Origin of the sequence: Rugosibacter aromaticivorans (genome assembly GCF_000934545.1) — a bacterium.
GTDB lineage: Bacteria > Pseudomonadota > Gammaproteobacteria > Burkholderiales > Rhodocyclaceae > Rugosibacter > Rugosibacter aromaticivorans.
Map to the genome: position 1 here is coordinate 2,210,420 of NZ_CP010554.1, position 16,795 is coordinate 2,227,214.

Consider the following 16,795-nt stretch of genomic DNA (forward strand, 5'->3'; position numbering starts at 1 on the left):
GCTAGACACCATCATCGGCCAGTAAGTCATCGAGCGCATCGGCAGCATCGTCAAGCGATGAGTATTCGAGTTCCCAAGCCGGGGCGGACTGTGCCAAATCAGCCAGCCGTGCAAACCCCAATGGCCCCAGAACAGGATAGTTGAATGATTGGTCAATCAAGCGCATGGCCGCTTGCCCCGCACCCACAGGCTGCACGCGCAACGGCGCACCCGCTGTCCATTTAGGAAAGACAATCAACGACGGCGGTGCTGTTTCAGCAGCGCGGTCAATGGAGACATCAGGCGCCCGCAGATGGGCAATCGTCCCTTTCTGGGTATCGTGAGCCAAAGGGCCAAACTGCGCCTCGGGATGCCGCCTGCGCACCAGATCAATCGACTGATTCTTCAAACTGACGGGGCGAGGAAATGGGACCAGCCGTAATGCAGGCCCGTCAATCAAGGCTAATTCATCCGAAAAAAGTCGCCAACCGCGCATGGCCAGTTCTGCTGTCAGCGTACTTTTTCCGCTCCCCGAGGCTGCCGCCAGCATGACGCCTTTGCCTCGGCTCTCAACGACAGCGGAATGAAGAATAAGGTATTGATGAACCGAGCTACCAATTGTCCAGTTCAACCCCCACTCGAACAATGCATGTGCATGGTCTGCCACCATGGGCAAAAATGGCGCTTGACCGGAAAGACAAAACACGACATTCCGCCGAAACCACCGTCGCAGCAACGACGCTGGACGAATAGCAAGGTCAAAGTCGTAGTAACCACCTGAAATTGACACCGGGTAATGGGCATACATCTGGCGCAGCCCTGTGCGAAGCGCATCAACTTCGCTATCAATGCGTAACGAGAAACCACCCACCTGAAGTCGAAAAGTGCCACAGCACAGGCTATGCGCAAAATCAATGGTTGAAACATCCGCCAGTCTCAGCATCGCATAATAAGACCGGCACGTTCCAGCGCATTCACTATTGCCAAGCGGCTATCACCATCCGCAGGCATATCGGCGTCTAATGTGCTTAGCTCACACGCCATCACCGCTGGGTTTGCCTGCGATAAAGAAACAAAAAAATCCCATGCAGCGGGAGGAATCAAGTGCGTTGTGCGTGCCGTGTTGTCATAGACCAAGACACCGTCCTCACAGGGACGCACGTCAAGCTTTAAATCAGGGCACAGAGAATAGATTGCTTTCAAACAGATTGCTAACGGAATACGCAGTCTAGTCTATGCCACCAAGAAATCAGAGCGGCATGGTCGTTAGCAGGTACGCAACGATTTGAGCTGCATTCCACGTTACCCCCGCTGTTGGCGAATACGACCCCGCACGGCCATTCCACATATCGATCAGATCCTGCAGGCTTAGAACAGTGGCAGGTACCCAACCGATTTTAAAATTAAGGTAAGCAGCGGCTAGATGCCTGCCAAGGGCTTCGTAATTTTGATTCCCTCCCAGCCCCAGGACATTCTTCAAGGTCTTACCAGGAAACCCGCTGGCAAACACCGTGGAGAATAAAACCCCCTCCCCGCCTGCAGTTATCCAGTAACCATGATTTGGATTGTCTGGCTTGGCGGCGTTTTTCCAGAAGCCCGGCGTCCGACCCAGACAATCCAGGTGCTCGCGATCCAGGCGGCTGTGCAACAACGCAATCGAGGCCGCTGCCGAGGGCGCAAAACATTGCGCAGCCAAGGCTGAAGGAGAGCGAACCGTCATGATCGCAGGTACCGCCACCCCAACACCATGGATAAACCGCCGACGGGCACGCTGCCTGTTTTCTTGGGGCTGGTTCTCGGAATCGATTGGATGATCAGGTACGTCCATGGCTAACTCCTTCTACAATTGTGGTGCTTTAATGAATAAGATGAATAAGAGAAACTGGTGCGTTGCTGGCTATGCTCGTTCAGAAAGACTTTTCGCCATTCTGTCGCGTAACGGTTCTCAACAAACCAAATCAGTAAAGTCAAAAAGCAAATACTATGCCAATAATTCTAACTAAATAATTTAAAACAAGAAACCATAAACATCAACAAACAGAGCGTAAGAAAAACTGACACTTTTTTGTCTATTGCGCCCCTTTTCCGCCCACAACAACGCCGACAGTTTCAAAGATCACGACAAGATCCAGCAAGAGGGTGTGATTTTTGACATAGTAAAGGTCATATTGCAGTTTTTGCACGGCATCCTCAATCGAGGCACCGTAGTGGTATCTCACCTGCGCCCAACCCGTTACGCCGGGTTTCACACTATGGCGTATGGCGTAAAAAGGGATTTCCTTGGTCAGTTGATCCACGAAAAATGCGCGCTCGGGCCGTGGACCCACCATGCTCATGGAACCATTGAGCACACAAAAAAGCTGCGGCAGTTCGTCGATGCGCACTTTGCGGATGATGCGCCCTACCCGGGTGGTACGATCATCATTGGTCACCGCCCAGCGGGGCTTCCCATCGCTTTCCGCATCGCGCCGCATGCTACGAAACTTAATCACGTTAAACAACCGTCCATTGAGTCCAACCCGCTCTTGGCGGTAAAACACTGGAGCCCCATCTTCCAGAAAAACGAGTAAGGCGGTGACCAGCATGACCGGAGAAAAAATAATCAGCAATATGATCGCCGCAATGATGTCAAAAACGCGCTTTATAAACGAGCGCCGTACGCCTTGGCGGAAACCATCACCAAAAATCAGCCAGCCTGCACGCAAGGCGTCGAGTCGAATCTGCCCCAACATCCGCTCAAAATGGCTGGACATATCCAAAACCAAAATACCCGACACCCGGCAATCGAGTAACTCTCGCAACGGCATACGCCCCCCGCGACGATCATCCATGGCAACGACAATTTCATCCACCTTATAAAAAACCGCGGTATCCACTAAAGACATTGTTTGAGGAAGCACGCGGTCTTGGGGTACCACAATATCCTTGCACATCGGCCCAGGATAAAAGCCCACCACCTGAATGGTTGGGTCTTCTTGATTCAGCGCGGCAGTGACTTTTACCGCCTCGTTGCCTACTCCAAACACAAGGATGCGATGGGTGACACGCGCTTTGGTTTTACGGTGCGAAGCAAACACGCGATGCGACAACATACCAAATAGCGCAGCCATGCCGCTGAGTTCAAGAAATACACGATCAACTTGCGCAATCGGCAAAATCAGAAAAATCAAATAAGCGACCGGCACTGCAAGGTGCAGCGAAAGCACCGCGCGCGCGCGCGAATCTTCAACAGTGCGATCATGAATTCTTTGATAAAACCCCAGCCAGCTATTTATCGCCAATAAAGTCAGCGCAAGAATCGCTGCATAGGAAACGAGCACCACGGGATCAATCGGCAAACCACTTCTGATCCACATGGCAGCAATGAGAATACCGACAAAAACGAAGCCAAAATCAAATAGAAGCTGCAACAAAGTCGTGGTCCGAACGGTATGACCCAACGCGGCCTTAATCATAAGCGCCCCAAAGATAATGTAAGAAAACTACGGGTGCATGCAGCAAATAGCAGTTCAATACAGCCATAAGTAATGTAATGATCGGTAAAACCAATTGCATAATTATTTATCGCAATCATACCTTGTATGGCACCACCATGAAAATTTTGGCCGATGCTTCCCCGCAATCTGACTCAAACACCCTCGCGTAGCGCCTCGGCAATTGGCTTTCGGCTGATCGTTCGCGCTGGCTTTAACGATGCCAGAACAGCCGCTACCACCCCGACAATAAACGACAAAACAACCACCTTGGGCACAACAAGAATATGGGAAATATAGCCCTGGTCTGCATTCGGCGGTGGCGGCATAGGAATCCCGACCAGTGAAATCGCTTTGGCAAGTGCGATACCAACCACCACCCCGCCTAATGCGCCCAGAAGACCAAGCCAAAAGCTTTCAATAACAACCAACGAGAAAACATGAGAAGAGTGATCGCCCAGAGCCATCATGGTGCCAAATTCGCTGGCACGCTCAAAAATACCCATATTGACGGTATTAGAGACGCTCATTAACAACATCGCCAGAATAATCACCACCAGAAAACCAAACTGCTGCCGATACAGCGTTACCGTCTGGGTATAAAACGAATTCAGCTCGACCCAGGTTTTCATCTCATAACCCTGGCGGCTCAGCTTGTCATACATCGAACGCGCAACACGATTGGTATCCACCGTATTTTTGAGCAGCACCACTGCAGTATGCGCTCCCGGAGTTGCCAGCAGCTCTTGGGCCGCAGCCAGAGGAATGCGTACCACACGGGCATCATAATCTTTAGAGAAAGTCTGAAAAACCCCTGTTACTTGAAACTCAAGCAGATTGGTTGCCCCTCCTGCGGTGCTAACCAGCAAGGTTACTGGGTCGCCTGGCTTAAGCTTTAGCGCTTTTGCAACCCCCTGACCGATCATCATCCCAAACGCATCGCCATCTATCAGACGACGGCCAGCAACCACTGTTATGTAGCTAGCCAAACGCTTCTCACGCGCGGGCTCTACACCTTCACCGACAATTGCCCAATCCGTTCGTCCATTGCCCAGCAACCCTGAAAAACCGATACGCAACATCACATCATCCACCCCAGGTGCTACCACCAATTCACGACGCAGGGTTTCCGGGTTCTCCATCAGATACTTCTCTGGGCTGCGCGCCCCATACTGCCAATATCCTTGGCGGGTCACTTGCAAATGTCCTGTACTTGAACGAATCATCGATTCGCCTGTTTCCACAATCGTATCTTCAATAAAGCCCCCCGCCAGGATCAACGCGGCGACACCAAGCACGATAGAAGCCAGCGTCATCAGCGTGCGCCCGCGGTGCCGAAAAACATTGCGACTGGCTAACTTGAAAAGCCCGAACACACAAACCCCCTATTTGTTATGGCGGATTGCATCAACGATGATCATTCGCGACGCCCGCCAGGCAGGATAAAAACTCGCCAGTGTCGTGCTGCCCACACCGATCAGTACCGCTTCCACCGCAGTCGTTGAGGTGAATAACAGATGTGCAAGATAGCCTCGCGTCAGCCCCGGGGGCGGGGGCATATTGATATGCAACACATCGATCCCCCACCCAATCATGAGTGCCAGAGTGAGTCCCGCCAAGCTACCGATTAACCCGATGAGCGCGCCTTCCAGCAAAAACTGCCCGAGCAGAATGCGTGGCCGGACTCCCAGTGCCATTGCCATACCGATTTCTCCGGTACGCTCCATGACACTCATCATCATGGTATTGCTGATACCGAGCAAGATAATCGCCACCACAATAAAACGGACGACAGCCAGTTGCTGTTGAAACAAGTCAACCGCACGCCGATAAAATTCCGCCAACTGATCCCAGGTGCGCACCTCAAACTGAGGCGCACCGAAGTGCGCACGTAAAGTCTCTGCTACACGCGAGGTATTATCTGTTTTATCCAGATAAACCAACCAACGATGCGCACCATCCACCTTGAGCAGCTTGCGTGCGGCTTGAATATGAACCAGCAGTGCGCTGTCGTCATACGCCTTACTCATTGACTCGAATACCCCAGCTACTTTTGCGTCAATGGCGTTCAAACCACTGGCCGGCGTATCCACCAGCACCACGACAGCATCGCCCGCCTGCACCCCCATAAGCATTGCCAGTCCCTTGCCCAGCAGAACTTGATCATAGTCAGTAGCGCCCAAACGGCGCCCCCGAATAATCTTCAAAGAGCGGTCGCCCGTCAAATCATGCGCCGGATCAAACCCCTCACCAACAAAAGAAAGCGTGGACTCACCATGGCTGACCAAACCCGTCAAACCGAGTCGGGGCCCCCAAGCACGGACATGCGGCAGCGCGCTTAACGATTGCGCCGCTGCGTCATTCGGCAACAAATACCGTTCAGGATCAGCCAGGCCATTCTCGTGATAGCCGGGCCGCGTGATCTGGATATGCGCATACTGCGATTCGATAGTTGCTTCGCGGAAGTCAGCGAACATCCCCGCAATAAAACCGCTGGCCACAGCCAGTGCGGCTGTTCCGAAAGCCACCGAAAATATGGCGATCAATGCGCGACGGCGATGCCGTAGCAGGTTACGCAGGGCAAGTTTTGTCAGCGCAGACAAGATCACAATGGTTTTATTGAAAATAGATTAGGCGCCAATCATACTGCTTGCCTATCTACTCAATCGGGAAAATAAACTCACTAAAAGCAGGATTACCCTAGCCCAGAAGCTTTTGTCGCGTGCCGAATATAGCGCGGCCCAATAGAACCACTTAAAAGCAAGGCACGTAGTGCAATCCCCCATTGCCACACTACCGGCTGGCGAGAGAGCCAATCCGCCCAATAAACCATGGGTGCCAACATCCTTGAGCGTCGTGATGCTGCAAAGAGAGCAGCTGCAATATCTGTCCGACCGACATCTTGCGCCACACCCACCATTTCTTGATAAAAAATCTGAGCATGTCCTCCTCCGATATAGAGGGTTTTAATTTTTTCCACATCGTAGAGCGTCCAGTTAAAGGCGCTTACGAAAGATTTCTTTTTACCCAAAATATCGAGAGCGATCATTGTTCGATAACACTTCTCACACGCCGAGCAATTCTCAGTACCCGCCGCCTGACAAACATGGAGCGAATTTTCTGCTTCAGGCAGCCCCGCCACAATATCGGTTTTCCCAATACGGGTGAAACTCGCACCATCATGAACAATTTTGAGCGATGACGAAGAAAAAAGCGGATCAACCATCGGATGCGAACCCCAAGGCATAAGCACACCGTAAGGGTAGGATGATCCCAGTACAACGGTACCAAACCGCTTCTCGAAAATGAAGCCAATAAATGCCAAGCCGATACCAAAGGTTAACGACCCCCATCGTTTCTTGAAAACCTCAACCACGTCGCGCAAGTTGGTACGCACAATGATGTGGTTCAAGTTCATGGTGGCAGTACTTTCTGCGAGCTTGTCAGCCAGCGGACGAAACTGCGCTTCGTCATGTACTCCCACGTCAAAACCCCAAACGGTCAGCAGATCATCCAACTCCCCTACCACCGGTATTCCATAAGCATTCCCCGGCAGCCGCCGTGCAATCGTGAAATATGAGTCGATACCCCCGGAAAAAAATGCTGCTGTACGGGTGACGCGTGGTGCTTGATACGAGGCGACAGGACAATGGATGCGAACGTCGTGCAGCTCCGGGTACCACTCCCTCCAGATGGCCAAAACTCCTTTGATATTTTCCAGCAGCAAGGCATCTACCGGGAGTGATAGCTCAATATCCTCTCCCAGGCTGGCTGCCATCGGCAGCATCGCCAATAACCACGGGTTCCCTGCATCGGAAAGACTCTCGGCATACGCTTCAGAAACGTCGACCCATAAACTGAGCGCTTGGTCAGTGCCGTACAAAATTCTCGCTGTCCGGCGAATATTTTCAGGTGTATCAGGCGACGCGCCCGTTTCCAGATTAATCAGGCGCATATCAAATTTTGCGGATCGGACCACGAAGTAAAAAAGCTTTGGCGGTAATCCCAAGGCGCCATATCCCGGGCTGCGTCATTAACCACTCACTTGCTTTAACCAGCGGCCGAAGCACTTTTGACCGCCGTTCGGCAGCACTAAGTGCGTCCACAATCTCTTGGCGATGGTGTTTTCTTGCTGCCACAATGATGTCATTCTTGAAGATTTTGTCGCCTCTACTGCGAATAAATAGTTTACGAATGGCCTCAACGCGATAAGCTGACCAATCAAATAGCGCTCGGGTATGCTTGCGATGCCCTAACAAATCAAGCGTCATCATGGTTCGATAGCATTTGTCACAACGCGAACAATTGCTATCCCCCTTGGCAAAACACACATGAAGTGCTGATTGCGCAATCGGAAGCTTTGCCACGACATCTGTTTTTTCGACGCGGGTAAAACTCGCACCATCGTGCACGAACTGGAGCGACGACGTAGAAAACAATACATCCTGAAGCGGATGTGACCCCCAGGGAAATAAGTTTCCATAGGTGTACGAAGAACCAATTACTACTTCTTTATAAGTCCTCTCAAGGGTTAAACCGATGAAAGCCAATCCAACACCATGACTCAGCCGCCGCCACATATCCTTAAATGGGATCAATTTTTCCGCGGCGCGCAGATTGGTACGAAAAATAATCTGTCGCAAACCGAGATGTTGCGCACTTGTCGCCAACATGTTAGACAGGGGACGAAACTGGGCTTCATCATATACCCCCACATCAAAGCCCCAAACTGTCAGCAGATCGTCCACCCTCCCTACCGTCGGTATTCCAAAATCATTCCCGGGTATCCGCCGAGCAATCGTAAAGTAGGAATCAATGCCACCGGAGAAAAAGGCCGCCGTACGGGTGGCGCATGGTGCTTGACATGGCGCTTGATACGAGAGCACAGGGCATTGAATGTGAACGTCGTGGAGTTCCGGGTACCACTCCCGCCAGATCGCTAGCACCCCTTTGACATTTTCCAGGAGCAGTGCATCCACAGGAAGCGACAATTCAATATCCTCCCCCAAACTCGCTGCCATCGGCAGCATTGCCAATAGCCATGGATTCCCTGTGTCAGAAAGACTTTCAGCACAGGCTTCAGGGACGTCAACCCAAAGCTGAAATGTTTTCCCTTGCCTCCAGGTTATTTCACCAACCGTCCGCACATATCCGGGTGTCTCGGGAGAGGGAGAAGCATCACCCTTCAAAAATCGCATTCTTTCTCCAAGCCATTTGTATTTTTTGATACTAATGTGTTACCAAAAAAAAGGCTGCCCAATAAGAGCAGCCCTTGATTTTACCGACTGAAAAATTAAAGCTTAAGCAGCCAGATTTTTACGGCGACGCAATGCAGCCAGAGCGGTCAAGCCCAATCCAGCCAAGGCGAGGGAACCAGGTTCCGGTACGGCACGCCATGCCATGGTGACATACACATCGCTATCCCCAGGGAAGGATTCAGCCGTAAACACACGCAACGGATCGGGGTAAATAATCGCCCCAGCACCTGCCTCAAGACCAAAGGACAACTCATATTGCGTGCCATTGTAGAAAAAGTACGTAGGCGCAAAAGATGCTGGCGTCAAATCCGTGTATATATCATCACATGCGGTGTTGTGAGGATTGGGTGGAGCACAGAGTGAAACATTGCTATTCTGGTTATAAGTTTCATTGAAGGAAACTTGAGTTGTACTGTTTAACTCTTGATGAATCAACGTTCCGCCTACGGAATCACTGAAAATACGCAGATTGGCCACGATATCGGCAACCCAGAGTGGGCTCAGCAAGGCTAGATTAGCGTTGGGACCTAGCAACAACGCCTCGTTGTGATGGTGAAGGTTAGTAATCCTCCAGACTTCGCCTTCATTCCACAAGCCATCTCCATTCCCTGAAACTTCTAGATTGTTATTACTCGTATACGTAGTGACAGCAAGAGAACTCGGTGCATTGGTTAGGTTCTGCGGATTAGCACCTGCGCCATACCAACTCATAGTGGCCGCCGTTCCCGTCGGATACAGCGGGGTAGGCAATGCCGCTGAAGTTCCACCAAAGGTCAGTCCGCTGCCTGAGTTGAAATAGGTGTCTACACTTGCATCAGTCGTTGGATCGACAATCCCAGCCGACTGCGAAAAGTAAAAATTGGTCACTGGCGTAGCAGCCGCGCCAAAACTGGTGGCACCGATTACGGCAGCGGCCATGGCCAGTTGTGTAAATTTCTTCATCATTCACTCCTTAAAAGATTAGACATTCGTTGTCGAGCACATCAGAGACACCGCCCAGCTTCTATAAGCATGTCCTATGCCATAAAATCTAACCTAATGATAATATTATTTTTTTTATTCTAATCCACAGTCCGCTTAGACTAAATGTAAAAAATTCCGACACGTTCCGATCAAGCATTTTGGCATCGGGAATTTCCTCGGTATCACTACGCTGGTTGCCAATACGTAAACTTGCGCTCGTAGTCGATGGTTTTGCCATGCGGGAAGGCGTCGTAAGCGTGCACGTCCACGTCCAGCGGCTGGCCGGGCAGCTGAGGGGCGAGAATATCGTAAAGGGTTGCCGCCATGGCTTGCGCTTGGTCTTGATTAAGCGGCCGGTCTTTCCCTCCTTGCACTTCCCAGCGCACCCCGCCCTCCGCCAGCGAGAGCCTATGGGCACCGCTCATTTCCCGCGCCAATGCAGGGTAATGATATAGCGCGGCCTTGAAAAGATCGATATGCGCGCCACCGGGCAATACGTCTTTGGTGCGGCCGTGCAGGGCGACGATAGGCAGTGACGGCAACGGCAGGGTGAGACCAGATTCGCTCAGCGCACGAGCCAGCGCTTCTGGCAGAATGCGCTGCATGCGGTCGCCTGTAGCGTAGCGGATAAGCGGGATAGGCGCTTGGGGGTCAAGCATCGTGATCAAAAGGTCGCCCGCGCCGTTGGCGTCTGGCGAGGCTATTTCGACCACCGTACGCAACGGGTTATAGACGAGAAAAGTCGGCGCTGGTGATACGCCGCGAAGCTTTGAATCTGACTGCAGGGAATGCGGAGCCAGCCCTGGAAAGTCCACTTGGGAGGCGGCAAGATCAATGCCCGTCAGCCGCTTGAGCAGCGCTGGGTGGCGAATGCAGGCGCGGCGCAGGGCGACGGTTTCGCGTGTTTCGTTAAACAGATTAAGACCCAGCTCACCCATGCCCATAGAGCTACCGATCAAGCCGCTCGCGGGATCGTCCGGCCGAATGCCAAGCACCTGCGCGAGGTAATCGCGAAAGGTTTCGGAAAAGGTTTCTTCGCCAATAATCACGTGCACGCGGTGGCGATGCCAATCCAGCCCGATGTCTTGCGAATAATCGCAAAGCCGCTTGAGAAACAACGGGTCACCGCACAGAATAATCTGCTCAAACAAAGCACCGGCTTGCTGAATCACAGCACACGCCATGTCTTCACGCACACTGACATTGGCCACACAGACAGCATCGGAGGTAAACGCCACACCCATCGGCAAGCAATTGACCAGCAAACTACGCCGCTTATCGATATCAAACGCTAAATCAAGCCCAAGATCGATCAACCCGGCGGCGCGGCGCGCTTGGCGCCGTGAAACCAGGCCGAGGGCAAAACCACCGCCGCCGTGGCCCGAACTGGTGAGTACCGATGCGAGCGCTGTTGCAGGAAGACGATCGCAAAGCAATTGACGAGCATCAAAACGCTGAAAGGTGTTGGCTTTGTTCAGTACCGGGCATCGGGTGAGGACATCATGCGGCGTCTGGATGTCGGAAATTTTTATACCCACTTCAGCCAGTAACGCTTGGTAGGCGGGCGAATGCGTGGCGGCATGCCTGAAAACAGCAAGCAAACGCTTTTCGCCTTTGGCAATCAAATCGTTTGGCTTGCTGCGGGCTAATTTCCCCTTGATCAAGCGCCGCTCAAGCCGTGAGAAAAAATTTTTCATTCGGCAACCGTTAACATGGACACAGCAAACACAGCACCAAGATCGCACTAGGCTTTTCTGTTCCCAGCCAGCCTGTGACAAACCCGCGTTTTAAGGCCGAGCCACAGGGTAATGGGCTCGCCTTCAAACCAGCGGCTGAGGAACTCACTTGATTGCCGCAAATTGTGGCTCAATTTTCTTAAATCAGCGCAATACACAGCCACCTGTCCATAGTAGTCCGTTTCGGGCCCGACCTGAGTGAAATTAAACCCCATTCTGCCGAGCGAACGGGCCAAGCCCTTTTCCATCGCAGCAAACCAGTAATGGGTACCCTTTTTACGGCTGTGCTGATACATTTGGCGAAACATCCCCATTAATATTTGCGGGCAGATACGGCGGCGATGTTTTCCCTCCAGGTCATTCGCGTTGAGGGGGATCATCTCGGGTCGGCCTTTTTCTAAAAAGGCTTTACTTACGCCCTGCATGGTGTCACCCGGGCGGCGGCGGTACCCTCTGTCTACCACTAAGCGCGAGACTTCAGCACACTCCGCGCGCGGCGGGAAAGTAAAGTCGTCAAAGGTAATGCAATGCTCTTCGAAGGGAAAGCGCCTCCCCTGATCAGCAAAAACCAGCCTTGCCGTGCCGACCACCTGGCCCGCTTCATTGCGAACGGCGACATGGTAGGCACTCGCGTCATAGGTATCTGATTCGCAGCCATCGGGGTAATCATCTGCGTTGAGAAAATGGCACTCATTACAGTACACCTCGTAACGCAATTTCATGATATCCAGACACAGTGAATCTTTGACTCGCGTAAAGGCCGTGCCGAAAAATTCAAAATCAGGGGTTAATGGGTCACGTTTTATCACGTTTATCATGGCCGGGCAGCAAGTTGAGAATCATGGTCGTGCTTTTACCTTTTCCCTGTAGTTGCAGTATGCAGAAGCCTAGAAATAATATTTTAGTTCTGAAAATAGCCGGTCGCGTTTGTTGTAGCGACCAAACAATCCTTCAGGCGGGCCATGAAAAACATCCACCCCCGCCGCCAGACGCCAGTTTTTTTCGAACGCCCAATTGACCTTGGGTCGCAGCATCCAATCGGCCCGATTGAAACTGGCCACCCATAGCACCTCGGCCTCAACTTGCGGGTGCAGCTTGCCGTTGAGCAATAAACTGTAACCACTTTCAACCCTCTTGGGAATGACATCGGGGTCGTGGTTAGTAATCACACTCTGGAACAACTGCGCATTGAACCGCGCCTCGGATGGCAAGGGCACATCAAGGCCGACCACCCAATCGAAGGTATTCTGCCGCACCACGCCATCGGGTTCGTTCAGGCGCAGCACGCCCAAACGTCGCCCACGGGTCGCCACCATCTCGGTTTTCAGCACCATGCTGCCAAAGTCCTTGGCCAGCGTGCCACCTACTTGCGAGATGCGATCATGCCGGGCTTCGTAAATCACTTCAGGCTGGGGGACCAGCACAATACGCCGATAAAACGTGGGCGCGGCATCCATGCTGCGATAGAAGAAACCAGACACATCCCAGCCATGCGTTAGCCAGGATCCGCGCGCGCCAAAATTGCTGTTGGCTAAACGGCGCGATGGTTTATTCTCGTTCAGGTAGCGGGTAGAAAACCCGGAAAACTCAGGCTGCAAAGGGAAGAATTCCGACCCGGGCTTGCCTGTTTCGTCATAGGTTGGCAACGGAATCCAGAGCAATTCGCCATGAAAATCGTTCTTGAAGTATTCCGCACGTGCCGCCCATTGCGGGATGCGCAGAATATTGAATTCGGGCAGGATAAATTCGCGCATATCCCGCGCTGAAACCACATCGGCAAAAAAGAGACTGACCATTTCACCCCACACCACATGCTGCCGGCCCAGGCGAATGTCCCAATCACCCGCATCGGCATCGATATAGGTTTCGCGAAAACTGGCGTTAAACCGCTGATCGTTGCGGACTTGCGATGGATAAAAGCTGGTCGCATTAAATACGGCGTCGTAATCCACGCGGGCGCTTACTTTCCACTTCAATGTGTCGTTGAATTTGCCACTACGACCCAATTCAACGCGTGTCAGCATCTTTGACCAATGACTCGGATCATTTAGTGCGCGAGCCAACTCGAACTGGGCGAAACCCTGCAGGGCACCTGTGGGCTTTGCGACTGACGAAGCAACTTGACCCGCCGGGGTAGCCAGGGTGGCTGGGGTAGCCAAATCAGACAGCGGGGTTGCGGCGTTTTTAGCGTCATCCTCGGCGGCCTGGCGCAAGAGCGCTTCGACTTCATCGTCTGCCGCTACCGTTGGCGTTGTATTTGCTGTCGTATTTGCCGCCACATTTTCCGTATCACCAGCGCCGACTTTTTCAGCCTGCGCCGCGAAAGAAACGCACCCCGCTACCCAAGCCAGCACGGCAATGCGGCAAAAGCGCTGCACACGCCGACCCAGCCCAGGCACCCTATTCACCCAAGCCAACTGGAGATTACCCATGCACAACCCCCTTCTCCGTTACGCTCATCATCGCACGATCCACAGCGGATTCTTCCGTACTACGCAGACGTACCGTCGTCCATTGGTCGCCCCGTCGCACGCCCAGTTCACGCAGCACACCATCTTCAATACGCACCAACCGATCAGCCATGTCAATGACACGTTGGTCGTGCGTCGAAAAAATAAAAGTGGTGCCAAGCTTATGATTAATGTCTTTCATTAGGTGCAGTATCTCAGTGCCTGTGATTCGATCAAGGTTCGCCGTGGGCTCATCGGCCAGAATAATGACTGGCTTGATAGCCAGCGCCCGTGCAATCGCCACACGCTGGCGTTGGCCGCCGCTCATCTGGCCGGGCCGATGGTTAGCGTACTTTGACAACCCCACCATATCCAGAAAATACTTCACGCGCTGCTGGCGCTCTTTTTTGGAAACATCTTTGCGGTAAAGCAACGGATATTCCACATTTTCAGCAGCCGACAGCACCGGCAAGAGATTAAAGGTCTGAAAAATAAAGCCGATGGAACAGGCGCGCACATCTGCCAGCTGATTGCCTGACCACTGCGTCACATTCTGACCCTTAATAAATATCTTGCCTTCAGTTGGCGCATCGATACAGCCAATAATATTAAGCAGCGTGGTTTTACCACTACCCGACGGCCCCGATATCGCCAAGAACACGCCCTGTTCAATGTGCAGTGTTATATTCGACAATGCCTGAACAATCTGATTGCCGAGGAAATAATCCTTGAATACTCCCTCAACACGAACAATATGCATCTTTGCTCCACGTTTATAAATGTCAGATGCGATGACGTAATCCCGATACCCAGAGGTTACAAAGGGTTACAAAGCCGCTAGTTTTACTGCTCTACTTTTATTTTATAGGGGTTGATGCATGAAAAGCATGAAAGGACAGGCCATTTTCCAAGACATTCCTGGCGTTCATGGGTGGGTTGTGTTATTTGTCACACTCACCAGCAGCCTGTTCGCACCTTATCCACTGGCGCTGGCGCAAACGCTGGCAGACCGGGCGATGACGGAAAGCAAACCCGAGACAACCGACACCGCCGCACAGGATATTCTGCGCAGCGCAGATCAAATTCGGTTTCCAACCGAAGGCTTTCAGGTCGAGATTTCGATTCTTTCCACCAAGGCCGATCAAAGCACCGAAGCACGCAAGTATCAGGTACTCTCCAAAGGCAACGACAAAACCGTGGTTATCGTCACCGAGCCAGCCGCTGAGCGCGGGCAAACCATGCTGATGAGCGGCCGTGAGTTGTGGGTATTTTTGCCTTCGGTCTCGCAACCCGTAAGATTATCTTTAGCGCAGCGGCTCACCGGGCAGGTGGCCAATGGCGATTTGGCACGCGCCAATTTTGCAGGGGATTACACCCCGCGTGTCTTGCGCACGGACACCCTTGATGGCGAAAAATATACCGTGCTTGAACTCACCGCCATTGATAAAAGCGTCACTTATCAGCGCGTGGTATATTGGGTCAAACAGAAAAACGCCCACCCGCACAAAGCCGAGTTTTATTCACTCTCCAATCGACTGCTCAAAACCGCCCACTATGAGAATTTCAAGATGATGGCAGGCAAAATGCGACCAACGCGGCTGATCATGGAAGATTCACTGCGCGCGGGCGAAAAATCAGTGCTCGAGTACGAGGCAATGAAAGTACGCGATATTCCTGACAAGTTTTTCACCAAAGACTACCTTAAAAAAATCGACTGATTCCGGCGCAGCAGTGCACTGCGCCAGCCGCCGTTGCTTAAATAAACCCATCTGGATTTTGCTGCTGCCAGCGCCAGGCATCAGCGCACATGTCGGCTAGATTTTTCTCTGCCTGCCAGCCGAGCAACGCTTTGGCCAGTGTTGGATCAGCAAAGCATTGCGCAATATCCCCCGCGCGGCGCGGCGCGAAACGATGCGCGATGGACTGGCCACTGGCAGCCTCGAAGGCGCGGATAACCTCCAGCACGGAGTACCCTCGGCCGGTGCCCAGGTTCACCGTGAATAAGCCGCCCCCGCCCAGTCGTGCCAACGCACCCAGTGCCGCCAGATGACCTTTGGCTAAATCCACCACATGAATATAGTCGCGCACGCCTGTACCATCTGGCGTGGGGTAGTCATTACCAAACACAGAAAGATAGGCAAGCTTACCCACTGCCACCTGCGTCACATAGGGCATGAGGTTGTTAGGTATCCCGTTCGGGTCTTCACCAATTTTGCCGGAAGCATGCGCGCCTGCCGGATTAAAGTAGCGCAACAAGGCAATTCGCCAGGAAGTGTCAGCCTGGGCGAGATCACGCAACATGTCTTCTATCATCAATTTCGAGCGCCCGTAGGGGTTGGTCACCGACAGCGTGGCGGCCTCATTGATGGGCACTGACGCCGGGTCGCCATACACGGTAGCGGAAGAAGAAAACACTAGATTAGCCACCCCGAACTGCGCCATTACTTCGAAGAGCGCAATGCTGCCCTCGACATTGTTGCTGTAATAGCTGAGGGGCTGGCTGACCGATTCGCCGACTGATTTTAAACCCGCGAAATGGATCACCCCATCACACCCGCCAGACATGGCCTGAAACGCAGCCGCTAGCGCAGCGCGATCACGGATATCTGCTTGAATAAAATGTGGCTGGCGCCCTGCAATGTGAGCCATCCGCTCCAACACAACCCGTTTGCTGTTGGATAGATTATCTACAATCGTGACCTGATGACCTGCCACGAGTAATTCAACACACGTGTGGCTACCAATGTACCCCATGCCACCGGTGACTAGATAATGCGCCATTGATGCCTGCCCCTCAAAAATACTTGATGATTGGGTATTGTAATGGTATCCGGTCGCATGAATGATTGCGCCCAACCGACGCCATGCGTTCGCTCCATTCGTCGGTTTTTTTACACAGACCTGCTCGGCAACATGGATCCAAAAACAAGGAATAT

The 16,795-nt window shown here is 52.5% G+C and carries 15 protein-coding genes; 1 reads left to right on the forward strand and 14 read right to left on the reverse strand.

The features are described 5' to 3' along the window. Position 1 precedes the first annotated feature (1 nt). From PG1C_RS11045 to PG1C_RS11105, 13 genes are all read right to left on the reverse strand, one after another. Positions 2-922, reverse strand: a complete 921-nt coding sequence (locus tag PG1C_RS11045; RefSeq protein WP_202634820.1) for an HprK-related kinase A — start codon at positions 920-922, stop codon at positions 2-4. Beyond that, positions 916-1,182: a hypothetical protein gene (locus tag PG1C_RS11050; RefSeq protein ID WP_202634821.1), complete on the reverse strand. Its 267-nt coding sequence runs from the start codon at positions 1,180-1,182 to the stop codon at positions 916-918. Before PG1C_RS11050 ends, PG1C_RS11045 begins: the two co-directional genes overlap by 7 nt. Before the next feature lie 46 nt (positions 1,183-1,228). Further along, entirely contained in the window at positions 1,229-1,807 is a 579-nt protein-coding gene (locus PG1C_RS11055) for a hypothetical protein (RefSeq protein WP_202634822.1), read from the reverse strand. Positions 1,808-2,048: 241 nt separating this feature from the next. Next, positions 2,049-3,392: a TIGR03013 family XrtA/PEP-CTERM system glycosyltransferase gene (locus tag PG1C_RS11060; RefSeq protein ID WP_284431757.1), complete on the reverse strand. Its 1,344-nt coding sequence runs from the start codon at positions 3,390-3,392 to the stop codon at positions 2,049-2,051. A gap of 215 nt (positions 3,393-3,607) precedes the next feature. Beyond that, complete coding sequence (locus PG1C_RS11065; RefSeq protein ID WP_202634824.1) at positions 3,608-4,768, reverse strand: ABC transporter permease; 1,161 nt, start codon at positions 4,766-4,768, stop codon at positions 3,608-3,610. A gap of 69 nt (positions 4,769-4,837) precedes the next feature. Then, positions 4,838-6,055: an ABC transporter permease gene (locus PG1C_RS11070; RefSeq protein WP_202634825.1), complete on the reverse strand. Its 1,218-nt coding sequence runs from the start codon at positions 6,053-6,055 to the stop codon at positions 4,838-4,840. Between the two features lie 92 nt (positions 6,056-6,147). Continuing rightward, entirely contained in the window at positions 6,148-7,245 is a 1,098-nt protein-coding gene (locus PG1C_RS11075; RefSeq protein ID WP_202634826.1) for a hypothetical protein, read from the reverse strand. A gap of 163 nt (positions 7,246-7,408) precedes the next feature. Beyond that, on the reverse strand, positions 7,409-8,650 hold the full coding sequence (locus PG1C_RS11080; RefSeq protein WP_202634827.1) for a hypothetical protein: 1,242 nt from the start codon (positions 8,648-8,650) through the stop codon (positions 7,409-7,411). Between the two features lie 102 nt (positions 8,651-8,752). Beyond that, a complete protein-coding gene (locus PG1C_RS11085) occupies positions 8,753-9,655 on the reverse strand; it encodes a PEP-CTERM sorting domain-containing protein (protein WP_202634828.1) in 903 nt (300 codons plus the stop codon). 203 nt (positions 9,656-9,858) lie between these two features. After that, entirely contained in the window at positions 9,859-11,370 is a 1,512-nt protein-coding gene (locus tag PG1C_RS11090) for a phenylacetate--CoA ligase family protein (protein ID WP_202634829.1), read from the reverse strand. Between the two features lie 47 nt (positions 11,371-11,417). Beyond that, positions 11,418-12,227, reverse strand: a complete 810-nt coding sequence (locus tag PG1C_RS11095; RefSeq protein ID WP_284431758.1) for a PEP-CTERM/exosortase system-associated acyltransferase — start codon at positions 12,225-12,227, stop codon at positions 11,418-11,420. A gap of 69 nt (positions 12,228-12,296) precedes the next feature. Further along, positions 12,297-13,841: a DUF1302 family protein gene (locus tag PG1C_RS11100; protein WP_202634831.1), complete on the reverse strand. Its 1,545-nt coding sequence runs from the start codon at positions 13,839-13,841 to the stop codon at positions 12,297-12,299. Next, positions 13,834-14,619, reverse strand: coding sequence for an ABC transporter ATP-binding protein (locus PG1C_RS11105; RefSeq protein ID WP_202634832.1), 786 nt, complete (start codon positions 14,617-14,619; stop codon positions 13,834-13,836). Before PG1C_RS11105 ends, PG1C_RS11100 begins: the two co-directional genes overlap by 8 nt. Before the next feature lie 118 nt (positions 14,620-14,737). Here PG1C_RS11105 and PG1C_RS11110 point away from each other — a divergent pair, with 118 nt between their 5' ends. Further along, positions 14,738-15,577, forward strand: a complete 840-nt coding sequence (locus tag PG1C_RS11110; RefSeq protein ID WP_237218164.1) for an outer membrane lipoprotein-sorting protein — start codon at positions 14,738-14,740, stop codon at positions 15,575-15,577. Between the two features lie 37 nt (positions 15,578-15,614). On the opposite strand, the gene galE is transcribed toward PG1C_RS11110, so the two are convergent. Then, a complete protein-coding gene (gene galE, locus PG1C_RS11115) occupies positions 15,615-16,640 on the reverse strand; it encodes a UDP-glucose 4-epimerase GalE (RefSeq protein ID WP_202634833.1) in 1,026 nt (341 codons plus the stop codon). Between the last annotated feature and the right edge of the window lie 155 nt (positions 16,641-16,795).

Excerpts from the sequence above, each read along its gene's own strand:
- PG1C_RS11080 (WP_202634827.1), bottom strand. The coding sequence starts at position 8,650 with ATGCGATTTTTGAAGGGTGATGCTTCTCCCTCTCCCGAGACACCCGGA.
- PG1C_RS11095 (WP_284431758.1), bottom strand. The coding sequence starts at position 12,227 with ATGATAAACGTGATAAAACGTGACCCATTAACCCCTGATTTTGAATTT.
- PG1C_RS11055 (WP_202634822.1), bottom strand. The coding sequence starts at position 1,807 with ATGGACGTACCTGATCATCCAATCGATTCCGAGAACCAGCCCCAAGAA.
- PG1C_RS11110 (WP_237218164.1), top strand. The coding sequence starts at position 14,738 with ATGAAAAGCATGAAAGGACAGGCCATTTTCCAAGACATTCCTGGCGTT.
- PG1C_RS11085 (WP_202634828.1), bottom strand. The coding sequence starts at position 9,655 with ATGATGAAGAAATTTACACAACTGGCCATGGCCGCTGCCGTAATCGGT.
- PG1C_RS11100 (WP_202634831.1), bottom strand. The coding sequence starts at position 13,841 with ATGGGTAATCTCCAGTTGGCTTGGGTGAATAGGGTGCCTGGGCTGGGT.
- PG1C_RS11105 (WP_202634832.1), bottom strand. The coding sequence starts at position 14,619 with ATGCATATTGTTCGTGTTGAGGGAGTATTCAAGGATTATTTCCTCGGC.
- PG1C_RS11045 (WP_202634820.1), bottom strand. The coding sequence starts at position 922 with ATGCTGAGACTGGCGGATGTTTCAACCATTGATTTTGCGCATAGCCTG.
- PG1C_RS11090 (WP_202634829.1), bottom strand. The coding sequence starts at position 11,370 with ATGAAAAATTTTTTCTCACGGCTTGAGCGGCGCTTGATCAAGGGGAAA.
- PG1C_RS11065 (WP_202634824.1), bottom strand. The coding sequence starts at position 4,768 with ATGACGCTGGCTTCTATCGTGCTTGGTGTCGCCGCGTTGATCCTGGCG.
- galE (WP_202634833.1), bottom strand. The coding sequence starts at position 16,640 with ATGGCGCATTATCTAGTCACCGGTGGCATGGGGTACATTGGTAGCCAC.